Consider the following 17427-nt stretch of genomic DNA (forward strand, 5'->3'; position numbering starts at 1 on the left):
GAACTCACCCGTCACGGGTGTTCGACACGGTGGTCCCGAACGTTCGACTCGCGGTCACTTGGCCTCGGCGTAGGTGTCCACCGGGACGGCTTTGAGGGGGAAGCGGACCGGGGTGTCGCCGAACACCAGGCGGGAGGCTTCCCGCCCCGCCGCGGTGACCTCGGCGCACACCACCTCGGCCTGCTCCTCCGGGCAGTGCACCAGGACCTCGTCGTGCTGGAAGAAGACCAGGTGCGAGCCCGGCGCGGCCTGGTGCAGGCGCCGGCGCAGCGCGCCCAGCAGGGCCGCCGTCCAGTCCGCCGCGCTGGCCTGCACGACGAAGTTGCGGGTGAAGCGGCCCCAGTCGCGGGCCGCGCGCCGGGAGCGGCGCAGCGCGTCCTCGCCCTCGTCCGCGCTGCCGGTCAGCTCGCGCCACGCCTCCGACGGCGGCGGGCTGGTGCGGCCCAGCCGGGAGCGGACCACCCGGCCCTGCTCGCCCGCCAGGGCGGCGGCCTCGACGTAGCCGACGGCCTCCGGGAACCGGCGCCGGAGCACGGCCATGGCGGGCGCGGCCGCGCCGCCCGTGCCGCCGTACATCGCCGACAGCATCGCGAGCTTCGCCCGGTCCCGGTCGCCGTCGAACGCCTCCTCCGCCAGCGTCGTGTAGAGGTCGTCGTCGGTGGACACGCCGGCGAACCCCCGGTCGTCCGCCAGCGCCGCCAGCACGCGCGGCTCCAGCTGGGCCGCGTCCGCCGCGACCAGCTTCCACCCCGGGTCGGCCCGCACCGCGGTCCGCAGCACGCGCGGGATCTGGAGCGCCGCCCCGCCCCGCGTGGCCCACCGCCCGGACACCACGCCGCCCACCACGTAGTCCGCCCGGAACCGGCCGTCCGACACCCACGCGTCGAGCCACGACCAGCCGTGCGCGACCCACAGCCGGGCCAGTTCCTTGTACTCCAGCAGCGGTGCGACCGCCGGGTGGTCGACGCGCTTGAGCACCCACGCCCGCGTCGACGGCACGTCGACGCCCTCCCGCGCGAACGCCCGCACGATCCCCGGCGGGTGGTCGGGGTTGACCTGCCTGCCGCCGAACGCCGCCGTGATCCGGTCCGCCAGCTCGGCCAGCATCCGCGGCCGGGCCCCGGTCACCGGTCGCGGCCCGAGCAGGTCCTCCAGCAGCCGCTCGTGCACGTCCTCCCGCCACGGCAGGCCGAAGTGCGTCATCTCGGCGGCGGCCAGCGCGCTCGCCGACTCGGCCGCGAACAGCAGCCGCAGGCGGTCCGCGTGCGGCAGGCCGGCCGCGACCCGCTGCTGCTCGCCGTGCACCTCGACCACCGCGTCCAGCGGGTCCACCCCGCCGGGCAGCCGCTCCTGCTCCGGCTCGAACAGCGTCGGCTGGCTGTCGCGCTTGCGCGGCCCGTGGTCCTCGGGCACCGGCAGCCCGCGCAACCGCGCCACGGCCGCCCCCAGCCCGCGCGGCTCCCCGTGCCGCTTCCGGTAGGCCAGCAGGAGGTGCTCGACGTGCGAGAGGTCCTGGCACCGCTCCACGCGGACCCCGCGCGCCAGCAGGCCGGGGTAGACGTCGGTGGTCGCCGCCCACAGCCAGCGGGGCCGGTGCCGGGCCTCGAAATCGGCCACGGCCGCCGCGAGGTCCGGCGCCTCGACGACGGGGCCGGTGGGCACGCCGGCGTCGGAGAGCGGGCGCAACCTCCCCGCGTTCTCCGCGTCGGGCACCAGGGCGACGAGCACGTCCTGGATTGTGCCCCCGGGGTCCGACAACCGCGGGTCGGTGGGTGGCCGGGTGGGCGGGGTCCCGGAGCGCCGGTTCCGGGACCGGTGGGCGTGGTGTTCGGGTCCACCCGGAACACCATCACCCGATCGGGCAAGCAGCAGCCCGGCAAGATGGTGATCGTGGACCTGTCGCCCGGTGAGCTGCTCGACCCGCGGTACGAGGTGGTGCCGTTCCGCGGCCGGGCGGCGGAGCTGCGGGAGCTGGACCGGTGGGTCGACGGCGGCGGGTCGTCCGTGCTGCTGCTCCACGGCCCCGCCGGCGTCGGGAAGACCAGGCTGGCGCGGCGCCTCGCGGCGGGCGCCCCGGTCCGCGTGGTGGACGACGCCGACCTCCTCCCCTGGCGCGAGCTGCACGACCTGCTGCGCGAACCGGACACCCACGTCCTGCTGCTCGCCCGCACGGCGGGTTGGTGGTGGTCGGCGGCCCGCCAGCGCGCGGCCGACCTCGGGCGCACCGGCGCCGAGTTGGCGCTGGGCCCCTGCCCGGAGCAGCACGCCGCGTCCTTCGCCGACGCCTGCGACCGCTTCGCCGACGCCCTCGACCTCCCACGCCCGACCGCGCCGGCGGCACCCGACCCGGCGGCACCCGACCCGGCGGCACCCGACCCGGCGGTGGCCACCTACCACGACCTGCACCTGAGCGCCCTCGCCGTCGTGCACGGGGTGCGCGACCCGGATCGGGCCGACCTGGTGCGCTGGCTGGTCAGCGTCGACCCCGCCGCGACCGACCGGGGCCGCCTGGCCGAGGACGTGCTCGCCGTCGCGCTGCTGGACGAGCGGATCGAGCCCGAGTGCACCCCGGAGACGCTGGAGGCGCTGCTGCGCGCCGCCGACCGGTGGCCCCACGTGCCGCGCCGGGCGGAGCGGCTGTTCGCCGCCCGGCCGGACCTGGCGCGCACCGCCACCGCGGCCACCCTGCGCGCGGTGGCCGGGCTGCCCGCGGCGGCCGCGGCCGTGGCCAGGGACGTGTTCGACGACGCCCGCTTCCACGGCGACCCGCTGCCCGCCGTGCTCACCCGGGCCCTGCTGCGCGACCGTGACCGCGACCGCCACGACGACCGCGACCGCCACCGCGACAACGACCCCGACCGCCACCCCCACCGCGACCGGGCCGGTGGCGCGGGCAAGTCCGAGCTGGCCGAGCTGCACGGGGTGCTCAGCGCCCGCGCCGCCCTGGCCGCGTTGCGCGAGGAGGCGCTGGAGGCCACGAGCCTGGAGGTCGGCCTCTACCGCGAGTTGACCGCGGCGGACCCGGTCGAGCACCGGTCCGCGCTCGCGGACGCGCTGGGCGACCTCGGGCTGAAGCTCGTCGCGGTCGGCCGGGACGCGGAGGCCGTGACGGCGGCGGAGGAGGCCGTCGAGCTGTGCCGGCTGGCCGCCGCCGAGGACGTCGACTACGCGCCCCGCCTGGTCGGCGCGCTCGACCAGCTCAGCCTGCGCTACGCCGCGGTGGGCCGCCGCGACGAGGCGCTGGCCGCGGTCGCGGAGGCGGCCGTGCGCTGCCGGGACCTGGCCGGCCACCAGCACGCCCTGTTCGGCCTCGACCTGGCCAAGGTCACCCACCACCACGCGGCCCGGCTGTTCGACGCGGGCCGCCGCGAGGAGGCCGCGCGCACCGCCCGGCTGGCCGTGGCGCGCTGGCGCTCGGTCGCGGCCGGCGACCCGCGCTTCGAGGCCGACCTGGCCCGCGCGCTGCTCTCGGTGGCCGCGCTGCTGACCTCGTGCGGCCTGCCCGAGGAGGCGGTGGCGGCGGTGGAGGAGTCGGTCGCGGTGCTGCGCCGGCTCGCGCGGGCCAACCCGCGCGACTTCGAGCCGGAACTCGCGGGCGCGCTCGGCGAGCTGGCCGCGGCCCACCGGGACCGCCCGGTCGAGGCCGCCGCCGCCGCGGACGAGGTCGTGCTGGTGCGCCGCCGGCTGGCCCGGGGCGGGGACCCGGACGCGGTGGCGCGGCTGGCCGCGGCCCTGGTCGCGCGGGTGGACGTGGCGGCCGACGGCGGCGCGGGCGTGCTGGAGCGGCGGTCGGTGGCCGAGGCGGCGGTGGTGCTGCTGCGCCCGTCGGCGGTCCGCCACCCGGCCGCGGTCACGGCGGCGCGGGCGAAGGTGGTCGGGCTGCTGCTCGCGGCCGGCCGCGAGCGCGAGGCGCGGCGGCTGGCGGAGGAGGTGCTGGTCGCGGCCGGGGACCTGCCGCACCACGTGCTCGTGGCGCAGGGGCCCGAGCCGGCCCGCGCCCTGCGCGCGCTCGCCGACGAGCTGCCCGAGACCGACGAGCTGGCCGCGCGCCTGGTGGAGCGCGCCGCCGCGACCTGGCGGGACCTGCTGGGCCGCCACCGCGCTGCGGCCACCGCGTTCCCCGAGGCCGTGCACCGGGCCGCGGTGCTGCGCCGCGCCCAGGACCACCCCGGCGCGGCGGACCACGCCCGGTGGGCCGTGCTGGCGTGGCAGCTGACCGGGGCGCCGGACGAGCTGGCGGCCGAGGCGCGCTACGCGGACGCGCTGCTGTTCCGCGTGCGCCTGTGCGTCGAGGGCAACACCGACCTCGACCGGGCGCTGCTGCTCGCGCACCGCGCCGTGGAGGTGCTGCGCGCGGCCGGCGCGCCGGCGGAGGTGTGCCGGGGTGCGACCGCGGCGGTGGACGACGTGCTCCGGGCGCACGCCGACCCGGAGGTGGCGCGCGCCCGGCCGCGGGCTAGTTCGTGGTGATCAGCGAGCGCAGGAAGAACCCCACGTTCGCGGGCCGCTCGGCCAGCCGCCGCATGAAGTAGCCGTACCACTCGTCGCCGTAGGGCACGTACACCCGCACCCGGTGGCCCTCGGCGGCGAGGCGGCGCTGCTCCTCGGGCCGGATGCCGTAGAGCATCTGGAACTCGTAGCTGCTCTTGGGGCGCCGGCTCGCCAGCTCGCCCGCGATGGCGACCAGCCGCGGGTCGTGCGAGGCGACCATGGGGTAGCCGGAGCCCTCCATCAGCACCCGCAGGCAGCGCACGTAGGACAGGTCGACCTCGGCCTTGTCCTGGAACGCCACCGCGGCGGGCTCCCTGTAGGCGCCCTTGCACAGCCGCACGCGCGACCCGGCGTGGGCCAGGTCCCGGCAGTCCTGCTCGGTGCGCTTGAGGTACGCCTGGAGCACCGCGCCCACCCACGGGAAGTCCACGCGCAGCTCGCGCAGGATGCCCAGGGTGGAGTCGGTGGTGGTGTGGTCCTCCATGTCGAGGGTGACCGTGGTGCCGACCGCGCCCGCCGCCGCGCAGATGCGGCGCGCGTTCTCCAGCGCGGTCTTCTCGCCGTCCACGGGCAGGAACTGGCCCACCGCGGACAGCTTCACCGACACCTCGGCCCGCCCGGTGTGCCCGGCGAGCTCCAGGCGGCGCAGCAGGTCGAGGTACGCCTCGACGGTCGCGGTCGCCTGCGCCGCGTCCCGGGTGTCCTCGCCGAGGTGGTCCAGGGTGACGTACCGGCCGTCGGCCAGCAGCTCGCCGGTGGTGGCGACGGCCGCGTCGACGTCGTCGCCGGAGATGAAGCGCCTGACCACCGGCCGGGTCAGCGGTGTGCGTTCGACCAGCCCGCGGACGGCCCCGGAGCGGGCGGCGGCGAGCAGCGCGGAGCGGAGCATGATCACCCCTGGTGCGGGTAGCGGATGGTGGTCGGCGGCGCGAAGGTCTCCTTGATGGACCGGGGGCTCACCCAGCGCAGCAGGTTGTGGACCGAGCCGGCCTTGTCGTTGGTGCCCGAGGCCCGGCCGCCGCCGAAGGGCTGCTGGCCCACGACCGCGCCGGTGGGCTTGTCGTTGACGTAGAAGTTGCCCGCGGCGAACCGCAGGTCCTCCTGCGCCTTGACGATGGCGCGCCGGTCCTGGGCGATGACCGCGCCGGTCAGGGCGTAGGGGGCGGCCTTCTCCATCTGCTCGACCACGGTGTCGTAGTCGGCGTCGTCGAACACGTGCACCGCGAGCACCGGGCCGAAGTACTCGGTGGTGAACACCTCGTGGCCGGGGTCCTCGCCCAGCAGCACGGTGGGCCGCACGAAGTAGCCGTCGGTGTCGTCGGCGGTGCCGCCGGCCACGACCTCCAGCTTCGGGTCGCGCCGCGCCGCGTCCAGCACGCCGGACAGCTTGTCGAACGACCGCCGGTCGATCACCGCGCCCATGAAGTTGTCGAGGTCGGTGACGTCGCCGACGGTCAGCGCCTCGACCTCGGCCAGCAGGTCGTCCTTGAGCCGGTTCCACACCGAGCGCGGCACGTAGGCGCGGGACGCGGCCGAGCACTTCTGGCCCTGGTACTCGAACGCGCCGCGGACCAGCGCGGTGCGCAGCACGTCCAGGTCGGCCGACGGGTGGGCCAGCACGAAGTCCTTGCCGCCGGTCTCGCCGACGACGCGCGGGTAGGCGCGGTAGTTCGCGATGTTCGCGCCGACCTGCCCCCACAGGTGCTGGAAGGTCTTGGTGGAGCCGGTGAAGTGGATGCCCGCCAGGTCCGGGTCGGCCAGCGCGACCTCGGACACGGCCAGGCCGTCGCCGGGCAGCAGGTTGATCACGCCCGGCGGCAGGCCCGCCTCCTCCAGCAGCCGCATGGTCAGGTGCGCGGCGAGGCCCTGCGTGGGCGAGGGCTTCCACAGCACGACGTTGCCCATCAGGGCGGGCGCGGTGGGCAGGTTGGCCGCGATGGCGGTGAAGTTGAACGGCGTGATCGCGTAGACGAAGCCCTCCAGCGGGCGGTGGTCGGTGCGGTTCCACACGCCGGGGGAGGACTGCGGCTGTTCGGCCAGCAGTTGCCGGCCGAACGAGACGTTGAAGCGCCAGAAGTCGATCAGCTCGCACGCGGCGTCGATCTCGGCCTGGATCGCGGTCTTGGACTGCCCGAGCATGGTGGCGGCGTTCATCCTGGCCCGCCACGGGCCGGCCAGCAGCTCGGCGGCCTTGAGCAGGATCGCGGCCCGGTCGTCGAAGGACAGGGCGCGCCACGCGGGCGCGGCCTCGCGGGCGGCGGCGATGGCGTCCCGGGTGTCCTGCCCGGTGGCGCCGCGCGCGGTGCCCAGGACGGCGCGGTGGTTGTGCGGCTGCACGACGTCGAAGGGATCGCCTCCGCCGGCGCGCTGCTCGCCCCCGATGGTCAGGGTCAGCTCGACGGGCTCCTTGGTCAGCTCGGCCAGCTCCGCCTGGAGCCGCGCGCGCTCCGGGGCGCCGGGGGCGTAACCGAGGACGGGCTCGTTCACCGGTGCGGGGACCGCGGTCACGGCATCCACAAGCTGCTCCTTCGCCACCTGATCGGGGAGTACCCCAACTGTGGTTGGGTTCCCCAAACGGTAGGACTTCCGACCCTGCGCGCTGTTGTCCTCACGTCTAGGCTTGGCCACCCGTTGTTGTGCGAATGGACAAAAGGATGAGCCTGCGTCAGGTGCTGATCGCCCTCGGTGACCCGTTCGTCGAGGTGCAGGCCGCACCGCACGGGTTGGAGGCCGACGTGCTCGACGTCGTGATCCTCGACCCCGACGACGTGCCCGACGTCCGGCCCGGCGACCTGGTCCTGGTCGTGGGCGCCCGGGGGCGTGCGGCCCTGCCGCTGGTCAAGGCGGCCGCGGCCGGGGGCGCGGTGGCCGTGGCGGTCAAGGCCGACGCGCCCGCGCCCGTGCTCAGGCAGGCCGCGGCGGACGCGGGCGTCGCCCTGCTCGCGGTCCGCCCCGAGGTGCGCTGGGAACACCTCGAAGCCCTGGCCAGGGGCGTGGTCACGAACGCCCGCCTGACCGCCGACGCGGGCGCGGCCGAGGCCGTCGGCGACCTGTTCGGCCTGGCCCAGACGATCGCCGCGCTGACCGGCGGCAGCGTCAGCATCGAGGACACCGCGAGCCGCGTGCTCGCCTACTCCCGCTCGTCCGACGAGGTCGACGAGCTGCGCCGGTTGTCGATCCTGGGCCGCCAGGGGCCCGAGCCCTACCTGAAGATGCTCCGCGAGTGGGGCGTCTACCGGCGGCTGCGCGCGGGCGAGGAGGTCGTGCGCATCGACGAGCACCCCGAGCTGGGCATCCGCCGCCGGCTCGCGGTCGGCGTCCACGCGGGCACGCGGCCGCTGGGCGCGATCTGGGTGCAGGAGGGCGCCGCGCCGCTCACCGAGCAGGCCGAGCGCGCCCTGCTCGGCGCGGCCAGGGTGACCGCGCTGCACCTCGTGCAGCAGCGGGAGCCCGCGGTCGCGTTCCGGGAGAACCTGCTGGCCTCGCTGCTCGACGGCCGCACGGAGGCCGGGTCGCTGGCCGAGCAGATCGGCGCCGACCCGGACCGGCCCGCCGCGGTCGTGGTGTTCGCGCTGCGCGGGCAGGAGCACGCCGACCGCACCGAGCACGAGCTGCGCCGCGCCGAGATGACCGGCCTGATCTCCGTGCACGCCGCCGCGTACCGGCGCACCGCCCTGGTCAGCCAGCGGTCCGGCCGCACCTACGCGCTGCTGCCCGACCTGCCGCCGAAGGCGCCGCTGCTCGCCCTGACCAGGGAGATCGTGGCCGCCGCCCGCGGGCACATGGGCCTGCGCGTGCAGGCCGCGGTCGGGTGCACGGTGCCGACCGTGGACGAGGTGATGGTCTCGCGCGGGGAGGCCGACCGGGTGCTGGACGCGATGGCCCGCGACCTGGACGCCGACGTCGCCACCCTGGCCGACGTGCGCTCCCGGGTGCTGGTCGGGGAGACCCTGGCGCTGCTCGCCGGGCACCCGCGCATCCGCGACCCGAGGCTGACCGCGCTGGACCCGGAGCTGGCCCGCTCCCTGCTGGCCTACCTCGACGAGTTCGGCGACGTGCGCACCGCGGCGGCGAAACTGCACGTCCACCCGAACACGCTGAGGTACCGGGTCCGCCGCGCCGCGGAGCTCGGCGGCTTCGACCTGGACGACCCACTCCTTCGGTTGTTCGCACAGCTGCAACTGAGGCTGTCCTGAGGGAACGGCCCCGGCCCACGTACCCTCCGCTGGTGAGCACCCGCGGCAGCGACTTCGCTGAACTATCCCGGTTGGTCAAGCAGCGAGGGCTGCTCGACCGACGCGTCGGCTATTACGCCTGGTACTTCGCCGGGGTGGTGGGCGCCTTGCTCCTCACCGTCGCTGCCGTGGTGCTCATCGGCGACTCCTGGTGGCAGCTCGTGCCCGCCGCGGTGCTCGCCGTGGTCTTCACGCAGATCGCCTTCCTCGGACATGATTCAGGTCACCGGCAGGTCTTCGCGAGCCACCGCGCCAACCAGACCGCCGGCCTGCTGCTGGGCAACCTGTTCGTCGGCGTGGGCTACGGCTGGTGGATGGGCAAGCACACCCGCCACCACGCCAACCCCAACCACGAGGACGACGACCCGGACGTGGACATCTCGGTGCTCGCGTTCAGCGCCGAGCAGGCCGAGCGCAAGCGCGGGTTCTTCCGGTTCGTGGTGAAGCACCAGGCGTGGCTGTTCTTCCCGCTGCTGCTGCTGGAGGGCTTCAGCCTGCACATCATCAGCGCCGCCGCCGCCGTGCGCCGCGAGGTCAAGGGCTGGCGGCTGGAGCTGGCGCTGCTGGCCGCGCACGTCATCGGCTACCTGGCGCTGGTGTTCTCGATGATGTCGCCGGGCAAGGCCCTGGCCTTCATCGCGGTCCACCAGGGCCTGTTCGGCGTCTACATGGGCATCTCCTTCGCGCCCAACCACAAGGGGATGCCGGTGCTCCAGGCCGGCCACCAGTTGGACTTCCTGCGCAAGCAGGTGCTCACCTCGCGCAACGTCACCGGCGGCTGGTTCACCGACTTCCTGCTCGGCGGCCTGAACTACCAGATCGAGCACCACCTGTTCCCGAACATGCCGCGGCCGCACCTGCGCCACGCGCAGGCGCTGGTCCGCGACTTCTGCGGCCGGCACTCGGTGTCCTACGCCGAGTGCGGCCTGTTCACCTCTTACGCGCACGTGCTGAAGTACCTGCACGAGGCGGGAGCCGAACTGCGCGGTACAGGAAAGCTCGCTCCAGCAGCGTCCAGCTAGTGGTGGCCGCCAGGTAGAGCCCGGCGGCCAGCGGCAGCACGGCGGCGATCAGCACCGTGCCGAACGGCAGCAGCCGCAGCAGCCCCGCGAACGGCGGCTGCGGTGCTCCACCGCGCCTGGCCACCGCGGCCTGCCAGCGGGAGGTCGCGAACGCGACCACCGCCAGCAGCGCGAACAACCCGGCGAACACCGGCGTGTGCGTCCAGGCGCCGAACCAGTGCGCGCCCAGCGGCACGCCCAGCAGCGTGCCGTCGAGCAGCGGGTTCGGTGTGGTCACGAGCTGGTACACGACCATGAAGAACGGCGCCTGCGCCAACGCGGGCAGGCAGCCGGCGAACAGCGAGGTGCCGTTCTCCCGGTAGAGCTCCAGGGTCTTCTCCTGGAGCTTCACCCGGTCCTCGCCGTACCTGTCGGTGAGCGCGCGCAGTTCGGGGGCGAGGGCGGCACGGGCCTTCTCGCCGCGCACGGCGGCCCGGCTGAGCGGGTGCAGCAGCAGCCGGACGGCCGCGGTGAGCAGGACGATGGCCAGGGCGGGCGTGGCGATCCCGGCCAGGGCTGAGCCCAGGGCGTGGAACAAGGGGAACTCCGTCTTCAGAGCGGGAAAAAGGGGACTCGGCGCTTATCGGCCGAATCCCGGTGCCCTGGGACGGGGACGCCCGGCGGCGTCGGGGTCGCGCAACCGCAGGAACGCGGCGCGCAGCGACTTCTCGCGGATCGACAGCGACCGCACCCACGCGGGCGCGGCGTGCACCACCGGCGCGGTGAGCAGCAGCAGCACCAGCGCCACGGCCGCCACGGCGGCGATGACCTCGGCCGGCGAGTTCAGCACCGCGAGGGAGTAGAGCGCGGGCAGGACCAGCGCGATCAGCAGCCGCACCCCGTCCACGCCCATCACCCCCTCAGCCCACTGTACCCACGAGAGCGGGTCGCGCGGGGTGGTCGTAGCGCACCGTCACATCGGCCCGGGGCTCGTAGGAGTCGTACGCGGGCAGCGTCCACCGCCACGCGTCCGGCAGCTGCCGCTCCAGCGCCGCCGGCGAGAGCCACAGGTGCACGGACAGCTCGGCGGGCAGCCACCTGTCCAGCAGCAGCGTGCCGTCGAGCAGCAGCACCCCGGCCGGGCCGAGCGCCACGTAGTCGGCGCGGTGAGCCCGGTCCGCGGCCGCGTTCCACAGCCTCGGCAGCACCCGCCCCGAACCGCCGGGGTCCAGCGGTCCGAGCACCTCCCGCGTCAGCCCGCCCACGTCCAGCCACGAGTCGCGGAACGAGTCCGGGTCCTCGTGGCCGTGCTCCAGGCGCACGGACGCAGGCCTCAGGAAGTCGTCGGCGGACACGCGCAGCACCGGGCGGCCCAGCGCGCGCAGCGGCTCCACCAGGCGGTCGGCCAGCTCGCCCGGCCGGGTCGGCGGCGCGCCGTCGAGGAGCACGCGGGCCCACGTCGAGCGCGGCAGGGCGTCGACCCGCCCGACCAGCTCGTCCACCAGGGCGCGGGGGGAGAGGGGCACGACCTTCACGGCAGCGGGTAGTCCGCCCACCCGGCCGGCAGCGCCGGCACCGGCCAGTCCGGGTCCGGCCGCCACGCCGCCCACGCCGGGTCCCACCACGTCGTGCCCGCGGTCAGCATGGCCGCGACCTCCTCGCCGGTGGCGCGGATCGCCCCGGCCTGCCCGGCGGTGTACTTGCCCTCCGCCACCTGCTCCTCGAACTCGTCGCGGTCCAGCTCCTCCCAGTCCCCGTCCACCGGCGCCCAGTAGTCCAGCGCGTGGTCGAGGGTGTCGAACCCGAGCGCGGTGCGCCGGAACGGGTCCTGGAGGTTGAGGTACCAACCCTTGAACCGGCCGTCCCCGCCCCAGTACAGGTCCACCGAGTAGGCGTCGCCGGGCCGGTGCAGCTGGAGCTTGCCGACCCCGCGCCAGTGCGTCCGGCCGCGCGCCTGCCAGTGGTGGGCCCGGTGGTGCGGCGGGAACCCGAACACCGCGCCGGGCGGTGTGAACACGACCAGCAGGCCGGGCCCGTCGAGCACGACCCGCGTCGGCGTCACCGACCACGGCTTCCCGTGCAGCACCTCGCGCCGCAACGCCACGTCACCCGGTTGGAAGAACCCCACGCGGACAGCCTAGGACGCGGCGGCGTGGGTCACGCGGGCGTGCTCGGGCGGGCCGCCGGTCACGCGGTGGTGCTCGCTCGGGTGACCGGCCCGTCGCGCGGTCGTGCCCGGGTCCGGAACCCGCCACGCCCGCCGGTCCCGCCAGGCCAAGCCGCCGGGTCGCCACCTCGCGCCGGGGGTCGGTGCCCGGCAGCAGCCACACCAGCCGCTCCAGCACCGCCACGTCGTCGCTGACCAGCCCGAACGCCCACAGCGCCGCCACATCGCCCCGGTCCGGCACGGCCCGCCGCACCGCCGAGGCCAGGTCCTCGCGCACCGCGGGCGCCTCGGACCGGGGCAGCAGCGGACCCCGGTGGACCGCCGCGGCCGTGCCGACGTCCCCCGCGCGCAACGCCTCGCGCACCGCCGGGAATCGGACACCGCGCAGGGCTTCTGCTGACCCCTGTCCCGAACGCAGAACTCACCCGTCCTGGACGTACGACACGGTCGGTCTGGACGTACGACTCGCGGAGGGGCGGTTCGGCGGGAACCGCCCCTCCTGTCGGGTCAGCTCCGCCAGGGGACCTCGGGGGCGGGGTGGAAGTTCACGCCCATCACCCGCCACCGGTCGGCCTGCGCGGCCAGGCGCACCTTGAACGCCTCCCAGTCGTGGGTGGACCACGGCGACCAGCCCAGCTCCGCGATCGCCGGCAGGCGCGGGAAGGCCATGAACTCGATGTCCGCCGAGTTCGTCAGCGTCTCGCTCCACAGCGGGGCCTCGACCCCGTGCACGGCCTCGGCCGGCAGCCCCTCGATGTAGGCGCCCGGGTTCCAGTCGTAGGCGTCCCGCACGTCGGTGTAGCCCGCCCAGCTCAGCCCCAGCGGGGTGCTCGCGTCGTACTTCATGTCCAGGTACGCCTTGGACGCCGGCGACAGCACGATCCGGCTGCCCCGCGCCGCGGCCGCCACCATGTCCGGCGCGGTGGTCCGGGTGCCCCAGAACTGCGGCACCGCCTCCACCGGCGGACCGGACTTGACGAACTCGTGCCAGCCGGTGGCGGTCTTGCCGTACTTCGACACCAGCGGCAGGACCCGGTCCATGAACCGGTCGTAGTCCGGGTCGGCGGTGGCGTGCGCCTCGTCACCGCCGATGTGGACGTACCGGCCCGGGGTCAGCGCGGCGACCTCGCGCAGCACGTCCTCGACGAACCGGTAGGTGATCTCCTTGTCGATGCACAGCGAGCTGAACCCGACCTCGATGCCGGTGTAGAGCGGCGGGGCGACGCCGTCGCAGTTCAGCTCCGGGTACGAGGACAGGGCCGCGTTGGTGTGGCCCGGCAGGTCGATCTCCGGGATCACCGTGATGTGCCGGGACGCCGCGTACGCGACCAGGTCGCGGTACTGCTCCTGCGTGTAGTACCCGCCCGGCCCGCCGCCGACCTCGGTGCTGCCGCCGTGCGTGGTCAGCCGCGGCCAGCTCTTGATCTCCAGCCGCCAGCCCTGGTCGTCGGTCAGGTGCAGGTGCAGCCGGTTGATCTTGTAGAGCGCGATCTGGTCGACGTACCGCTTGACCTCGTCGACCGAGAAGAAGTGGCGCGCCACGTCCAGCATCGCGCCGCGGTGGGCGTAGCGCGGGTGGTCGAGCACCCGGCCGCCGGGCACGGTGAACGGTCCGCGCTGCCTGGTCTTGGCCTCGACCCGGGCGGGCAGCAGCTGGCGCAGCGTCTGCACGCCGGCGAACAGGCCCGCCGCCGTCCGGGCCCGGACGAGCACGCCGGAGCGGGTCACGTCGAGCTGGTAGCCCTCGGCGCCGACCGACGGGTCCGCGCCGGCCAGCAGCAGCGTGATGCCGCGCGTGGACGCGCCGGGCACGACCGGCAGCCGGTAGCCGGTGGAGGGCCGCAGCACGCCGGCCAGGTACTCGCCGACCTGCCGGGCCGCGGCCGAGCCGGGGTGGGTGTGGATGAGGGTGTGCGCGCCGAGCTGGTAGGTCGTGCCCGGTCGCGGGCTGACCTGCACGGGCGCGGGCACGATGTGGTGCAACGATGTCTCCGGGGCTGCGTGCGCGGGGGTCGCCGTGCCGACCGCGCCCAGGAACAGCAGTGCGGCGAGCGCTCGACCGAGCCCGCGCCTCGCGGCGCCTTCCTTCTTTCTGGACACTGACGTCCTCCTTGGCGGGCGTGCGTCAAGGGCGGCGGCCCGAATTCACCGTTACAGCCCCGCCAGGAGGTGTCAAGGTCCAGACCAATCGGCGTTCGGTCGCGGGTGAGGTGCCGAACGCGGCCGCGGGCGGGGGCCCGGTCGGGACCTGCCCGGGGCCCGGTGAGGTCACTTCAGCCGGGGGCGCCCCAGCTCCGGCCAGGTGGCGGCGAACCGCTCCTCCACCTGCCGGGCCGCCCCGGCCTCCAGGCCGTGCAGCAGGCCGAAGGTGAACCCGTTCTCCCCGTCCAGCTGCGCCCTGGCGCCCAGCTCGCGCAGCACCGGCCGCGCCACCACGCCGTCCTGGTGCTCGCCCAGCAGCGTCTGCACCTCCTTCACGCGGTCGCGGTACGCCTTGCCCCGCTTGCCGAACACCGGCTCGGCCACCTCGACCGAGTACCGCAGCCGCTTGGCCGACTTGCGCGCCTCGTGCAGCCCCGTGTCGTCGTCGGCGGCCGCGACCCGCTTGGCGAGCCTGCGGTAGGTCCGGGCGACCAGGTCCGGCAGCACCTTGGTGGCCTTCCTGGCCCCCAGCGGCGTGAACGGCGGGTCCTCGACCAGCGCGTCGACCGCGTCGAGCAGGGCGAAGTACCGGGGGCTGTCCAGCGCCGCCACCGCCGCCTCCTGCGCGGCGACCTCCTTCGGGGCGAAGTACCGGGTCAGCTGCGCCCGCACCGGCCCGAGCACCAGCTCCTCGTCCAGCCCGTCCACCGCCCGCTCGAACCGGTCGCGCAGCACCTCCAGGTCGCGCGCCTCGCCCAGCACCCCGGCCAGCCACTTCAGCTCGTCGGTCAGCTCGCGGGTGCGGTCGCGCGCCACCACCGCGCCGAACGCCTGCAACGCGCTGCGCATCCGCCGGGTGGCCACCCGCAGCTGGTGCACCGCGTCCTCCTCGCGCCGGCGCACCCGCGGGTCCTGGTGCTTGATCGCGTCGGCCTGCTCGCGCAGGTAGGCCCGGACCACGTCGCCCGCGGTCGTGCCCCCGGCGCCACCGCCGCGCGACGTGCCGGACGGGAGCCGCCCGGCCAGCAGCCGCGTCAGCTTGGCCGACGACCGCGACCGCGCGATCCCGGACTTCGCCAGCAGCGCCTCGACCCGGTCCAGCAGCCCGGTGTCGCCGCGCTCGCCCAGCTCCACCTCGATCTCGCGCCACGACTCGACGCGGGAGTCGTCGGCGGTGTCCTGCGCCGTGACCAGGTCCTCGACCACCTCGACGAGCAGCCGGCCCCGGTCGTCCACCAGTTGCCACCGGTGCCGCGTGGTCCGGATGCGCGCGACCGGCGCCAGCTCGGTGCCCCTCGTGTGCACCTGGACCAGCGAGCCGAGCTCCCGGGGCGGGTGCTTGGCCGCCCGGCCCGGTGGCAGCCGCACCTCCTCGCGGGTGTCGCCGCCGACCGGCAGCTTGAGGTGCCAGCCCGCGTCGTCACCACCCGTGCGGCGGCGCAGCGTCAGCCCGGCGCGGGCCAGCCGCAGGTCGGAGGTGTCGTAGTAGACCGCCTCCAGCCGCTGCTCCTCCGGGCCCGCCGCGGCGGCGACGCCGGGCAGCCCGGTCAGCTCCGGCAGCCCCACACCCTCGGGTGCCTCGTACTTGCGTTCCGTCTCGTGCACCGACCTCGCCATGGAACAGGCATACACCGCTTGGTGGTGTTTCAGTCATCATCACCCTCGGTGACGGCGCGTTAACCAGGCCGGGGGTTTGCGTCGGACCGTTGGCGTGGTTTTCCCGGTTCGTCCCTGGACAGGACCGGCCGGTGGGGTTGGCTGGTCACGTGCCCACGGAGAAGGAGCGGCTCGACGAGGTCGAGCCCACGGTCGCGGACCTCGTCGCCACCACGGAGTCGCTGAAGGCCGAGCTCAACCGGGTCAGCACGCGCCTGCGCGTGCTGGAGAGCAGGCTCTCCGGGACCGGTTCGGGCCCGGACGAGGACCTGGACGCGGTGGACGGCATCGCCGACACCGTGGCCGCGCTGCGCGCCGCGTGGGACGCGGAGCAGGAGCTGCTGGCCGACTCGGTGCGGGCCGAGCTGCGCGCCGAGGTGGCCGAGTACGAGTCGCTGCGGCAGGAGCTGGACGCCGTCGCCGGCCGGCTCACCTCCGGCCGGGTGCCGCGCATGGAGCGCGACCAGCTCCAGCACCGGGTGGACAACCTGGAGTGGCAGCTCAGCGTGCGGGAGACCGACGCCGCGGCCGCGGCCGAGCGCCTGGCCGCCGACCGGGCCGCCGCCGAGGAGCCGTGGCGCGCCGAAGCCGTGGTGGCCGGTGACAAGGCCCGCCAGGAGGTCCTGGACATCGCCCGCACGCGCCTGGAACGCGCCCTGGCCGCCGACACCCGGCTGCCGCTGTGGTTCCGCGTCGGCCTGGGCGAGATCACCCACCCGGACCCGGCGCCCTGGGTGGAGGCCGCGGTGACCCTGATCGCGTACCGCCTGGAGTACGGCGTCACCGACCCCGTCTCACCCCTGGGCGAGGTGCCCTCGGCCGGCTCGGGCATCGCCGCGTGGGTTCGCCGGGCCGAGATCCACGCCGACCTGGTGGACCAGCTGGACTCCCTGCACCCCTGAGCGAGCACCCCTGAGCGAGCACCCCTGGCACCCCTGAGCGAGCAGTCCTGAGCGGGCACCCCCGGAGGGGTGCCCGCCCCGGGGTCAGCAGGTCTGGAGCATCGTCGCCAGCGCGTCGCGCTCGGCCTCGTCCACGCTCAGCGAGTACAGCGTCTTCACCGACACCACCGACCGCGCGTAGGTGCACCAGTAGTCCTCCACCGGGGGCTTCCACTTGGCCACGTCCTGGTCGCCCTTGGACCGGTTGCTGCTCGCCGTCACCGCGAACAGCTGCAACCCGCCCAGGTCGTTGGCGAACTTCTTGCGCTCCTCGTCGGTCCACTCGGCCGCGCCCGACCGCCACGCCTCGGCCAGCGCCACGGTGTGGTCGATGTCCAGGTCGCCCGCCTGCGTCACGGTCACCCCGTCGTACGGGCTGACCCACGTCCCGGAGGTGGCCCGGCACTGGTCGTCCACCTGCACGTCCGAGCCCTGCCGCTGGAGCACGATCTCGCGCGTGTCGCAGGAGTCGCCCTGGGAGCTCCAGTGCGGGAACCGGTCGCGGCTGTAACCGGTCATCTTCCCCTCGGGCGCCAGGGCCAGGGCCGCGAGCTGCGCCGCCGGGTCGTCGCCGGGCGCGGCGGGCCCGGACGTCGTCGGCCCGCCGCCCGGCGCCTGGTCGGTGTCCGGCTCCCGGGATATGTAGTAGCCGACGATGATCACCAGGACCAACAGGACGACGCCGGCGACCGTGGACGACCGCTTGCCACTCATGCACCCATGATCAGTGATGTCGGCCGCCGTGCAAACACCCGATCCGAACACCGCACCCGAACGCCCTGGGACAATTCCAC

General features: G+C 75.1%; 15 protein-coding genes. 4 read left to right on the top strand and 11 right to left on the bottom strand.

The window, feature by feature from the left end; genetic code table 11:
• Positions 1–54 precede the first annotated feature (54 nt).
• Positions 55–1728 (bottom strand): bifunctional 3'-5' exonuclease/DNA polymerase, encoded by a 1674-nt coding sequence (locus tag ACFP3R_RS22520; protein ID WP_380638348.1) that lies wholly within the window; start codon positions 1726–1728, stop codon positions 55–57.
• A gap of 96 nt (positions 1729–1824) precedes the next feature.
• Here ACFP3R_RS22520 and ACFP3R_RS22525 point away from each other — a divergent pair, with 96 nt between their 5' ends.
• Positions 1825–4470: an AAA family ATPase gene (locus ACFP3R_RS22525; protein WP_380638349.1), complete on the top strand. Its 2646-nt coding sequence runs from the start codon at positions 1825–1827 to the stop codon at positions 4468–4470.
• Here ACFP3R_RS22525 and ACFP3R_RS22530 read toward each other — a convergent pair.
• Entirely contained in the window at positions 4457–5380 is a 924-nt protein-coding gene (locus ACFP3R_RS22530) for a proline dehydrogenase family protein (RefSeq protein WP_380638350.1), read from the bottom strand. The two genes, ACFP3R_RS22525 and ACFP3R_RS22530, sit on opposite strands and share 14 nt — an antisense overlap.
• A gap of 2 nt (positions 5381–5382) precedes the next feature.
• Positions 5383–7008, bottom strand: a complete 1626-nt coding sequence (pruA, locus tag ACFP3R_RS22535) for an L-glutamate gamma-semialdehyde dehydrogenase (RefSeq protein WP_380638351.1) — start codon at positions 7006–7008, stop codon at positions 5383–5385.
• Positions 7009–7145: 137 nt separating this feature from the next.
• Between pruA and ACFP3R_RS22540 the strand changes: the two genes are divergently transcribed.
• Both ACFP3R_RS22540 and ACFP3R_RS22545 read left to right on the top strand, forming a co-directional pair.
• Positions 7146–8687: a PucR family transcriptional regulator gene (locus ACFP3R_RS22540; protein WP_380638352.1), complete on the top strand. Its 1542-nt coding sequence runs from the start codon at positions 7146–7148 to the stop codon at positions 8685–8687.
• 29 nt (positions 8688–8716) lie between these two features.
• Complete coding sequence (locus ACFP3R_RS22545; RefSeq protein ID WP_380638395.1) at positions 8717–9748, top strand: fatty acid desaturase family protein; 1032 nt, start codon at positions 8717–8719, stop codon at positions 9746–9748.
• On the opposite strand, the gene ACFP3R_RS22550 is transcribed toward ACFP3R_RS22545, so the two are convergent.
• From ACFP3R_RS22550 to ACFP3R_RS22580, 7 genes are all read right to left on the bottom strand, one after another.
• Entirely contained in the window at positions 9657–10325 is a 669-nt protein-coding gene (locus tag ACFP3R_RS22550; protein ID WP_380638353.1) for a YidC/Oxa1 family membrane protein insertase, read from the bottom strand. The genes ACFP3R_RS22545 and ACFP3R_RS22550 overlap by 92 nt on opposite strands.
• A gap of 42 nt (positions 10326–10367) precedes the next feature.
• Positions 10368–10634 (bottom strand): DUF6412 domain-containing protein, encoded by a 267-nt coding sequence (locus tag ACFP3R_RS22555; RefSeq protein WP_380638354.1) that lies wholly within the window; start codon positions 10632–10634, stop codon positions 10368–10370.
• A gap of 13 nt (positions 10635–10647) precedes the next feature.
• The gene (locus ACFP3R_RS22560) at positions 10648–11262 is read right to left on the bottom strand and encodes a nucleoside/nucleotide kinase family protein (RefSeq protein ID WP_380638355.1); all 615 of its coding nucleotides are present in this window, start codon (positions 11260–11262) and stop codon (positions 10648–10650) included.
• On the bottom strand, positions 11259–11855 hold the full coding sequence (locus ACFP3R_RS22565) for a DUF402 domain-containing protein (protein WP_380638356.1): 597 nt from the start codon (positions 11853–11855) through the stop codon (positions 11259–11261). The genes ACFP3R_RS22560 and ACFP3R_RS22565 overlap by 4 nt, the downstream gene beginning before the upstream one ends.
• A complete protein-coding gene (locus tag ACFP3R_RS22570; RefSeq protein WP_380638357.1) occupies positions 11833–12258 on the bottom strand; it encodes a hypothetical protein in 426 nt (141 codons plus the stop codon). The genes ACFP3R_RS22565 and ACFP3R_RS22570 overlap by 23 nt, the downstream gene beginning before the upstream one ends.
• A 143-nt stretch (positions 12259–12401) precedes the next feature.
• Positions 12402–13994, bottom strand: coding sequence for a beta-N-acetylhexosaminidase (locus ACFP3R_RS22575; RefSeq protein WP_380638358.1), 1593 nt, complete (start codon positions 13992–13994; stop codon positions 12402–12404).
• A 168-nt stretch (positions 13995–14162) separates the two neighbouring features.
• Positions 14163–15653 (bottom strand): CYTH and CHAD domain-containing protein, encoded by a 1491-nt coding sequence (locus ACFP3R_RS22580; RefSeq protein WP_380638359.1) that lies wholly within the window; start codon positions 15651–15653, stop codon positions 14163–14165.
• A gap of 149 nt (positions 15654–15802) precedes the next feature.
• Here ACFP3R_RS22580 and ACFP3R_RS22585 point away from each other — a divergent pair, with 149 nt between their 5' ends.
• Positions 15803–16594 carry a hypothetical protein gene (locus ACFP3R_RS22585; protein ID WP_380638360.1) on the top strand — a complete coding sequence of 264 codons (792 nt, stop codon included), beginning with the start codon at positions 15803–15805 and terminating at the stop codon, positions 16592–16594.
• An 84-nt stretch (positions 16595–16678) separates the two neighbouring features.
• On the opposite strand, the gene ACFP3R_RS22590 is transcribed toward ACFP3R_RS22585, so the two are convergent.
• Positions 16679–17347 (bottom strand): HNH endonuclease family protein, encoded by a 669-nt coding sequence (locus ACFP3R_RS22590; RefSeq protein WP_380638361.1) that lies wholly within the window; start codon positions 17345–17347, stop codon positions 16679–16681.
• Positions 17348–17427 lie beyond the last annotated feature (80 nt).

The organism is Saccharothrix lopnurensis (assembly GCF_042658445.1).
GTDB classification, from domain to species: domain Bacteria; phylum Actinomycetota; class Actinomycetes; order Mycobacteriales; family Pseudonocardiaceae; genus Actinosynnema; species Actinosynnema lopnurensis.

Coding starts and splice junctions, on each gene's coding strand:
- ACFP3R_RS22530 (WP_380638350.1), bottom strand. CDS start 5,380: ATGCTCCGCTCCGCGCTGCTCGCCGCCGCCCGCTCCGGGGCCGTCCGC.
- ACFP3R_RS22540 (WP_380638352.1), top strand. CDS start 7,146: ATGAGCCTGCGTCAGGTGCTGATCGCCCTCGGTGACCCGTTCGTCGAG.
- ACFP3R_RS22580 (WP_380638359.1), bottom strand. CDS start 15,653: ATGGCGAGGTCGGTGCACGAGACGGAACGCAAGTACGAGGCACCCGAG.
- ACFP3R_RS22590 (WP_380638361.1), bottom strand. CDS start 17,347: ATGAGTGGCAAGCGGTCGTCCACGGTCGCCGGCGTCGTCCTGTTGGTC.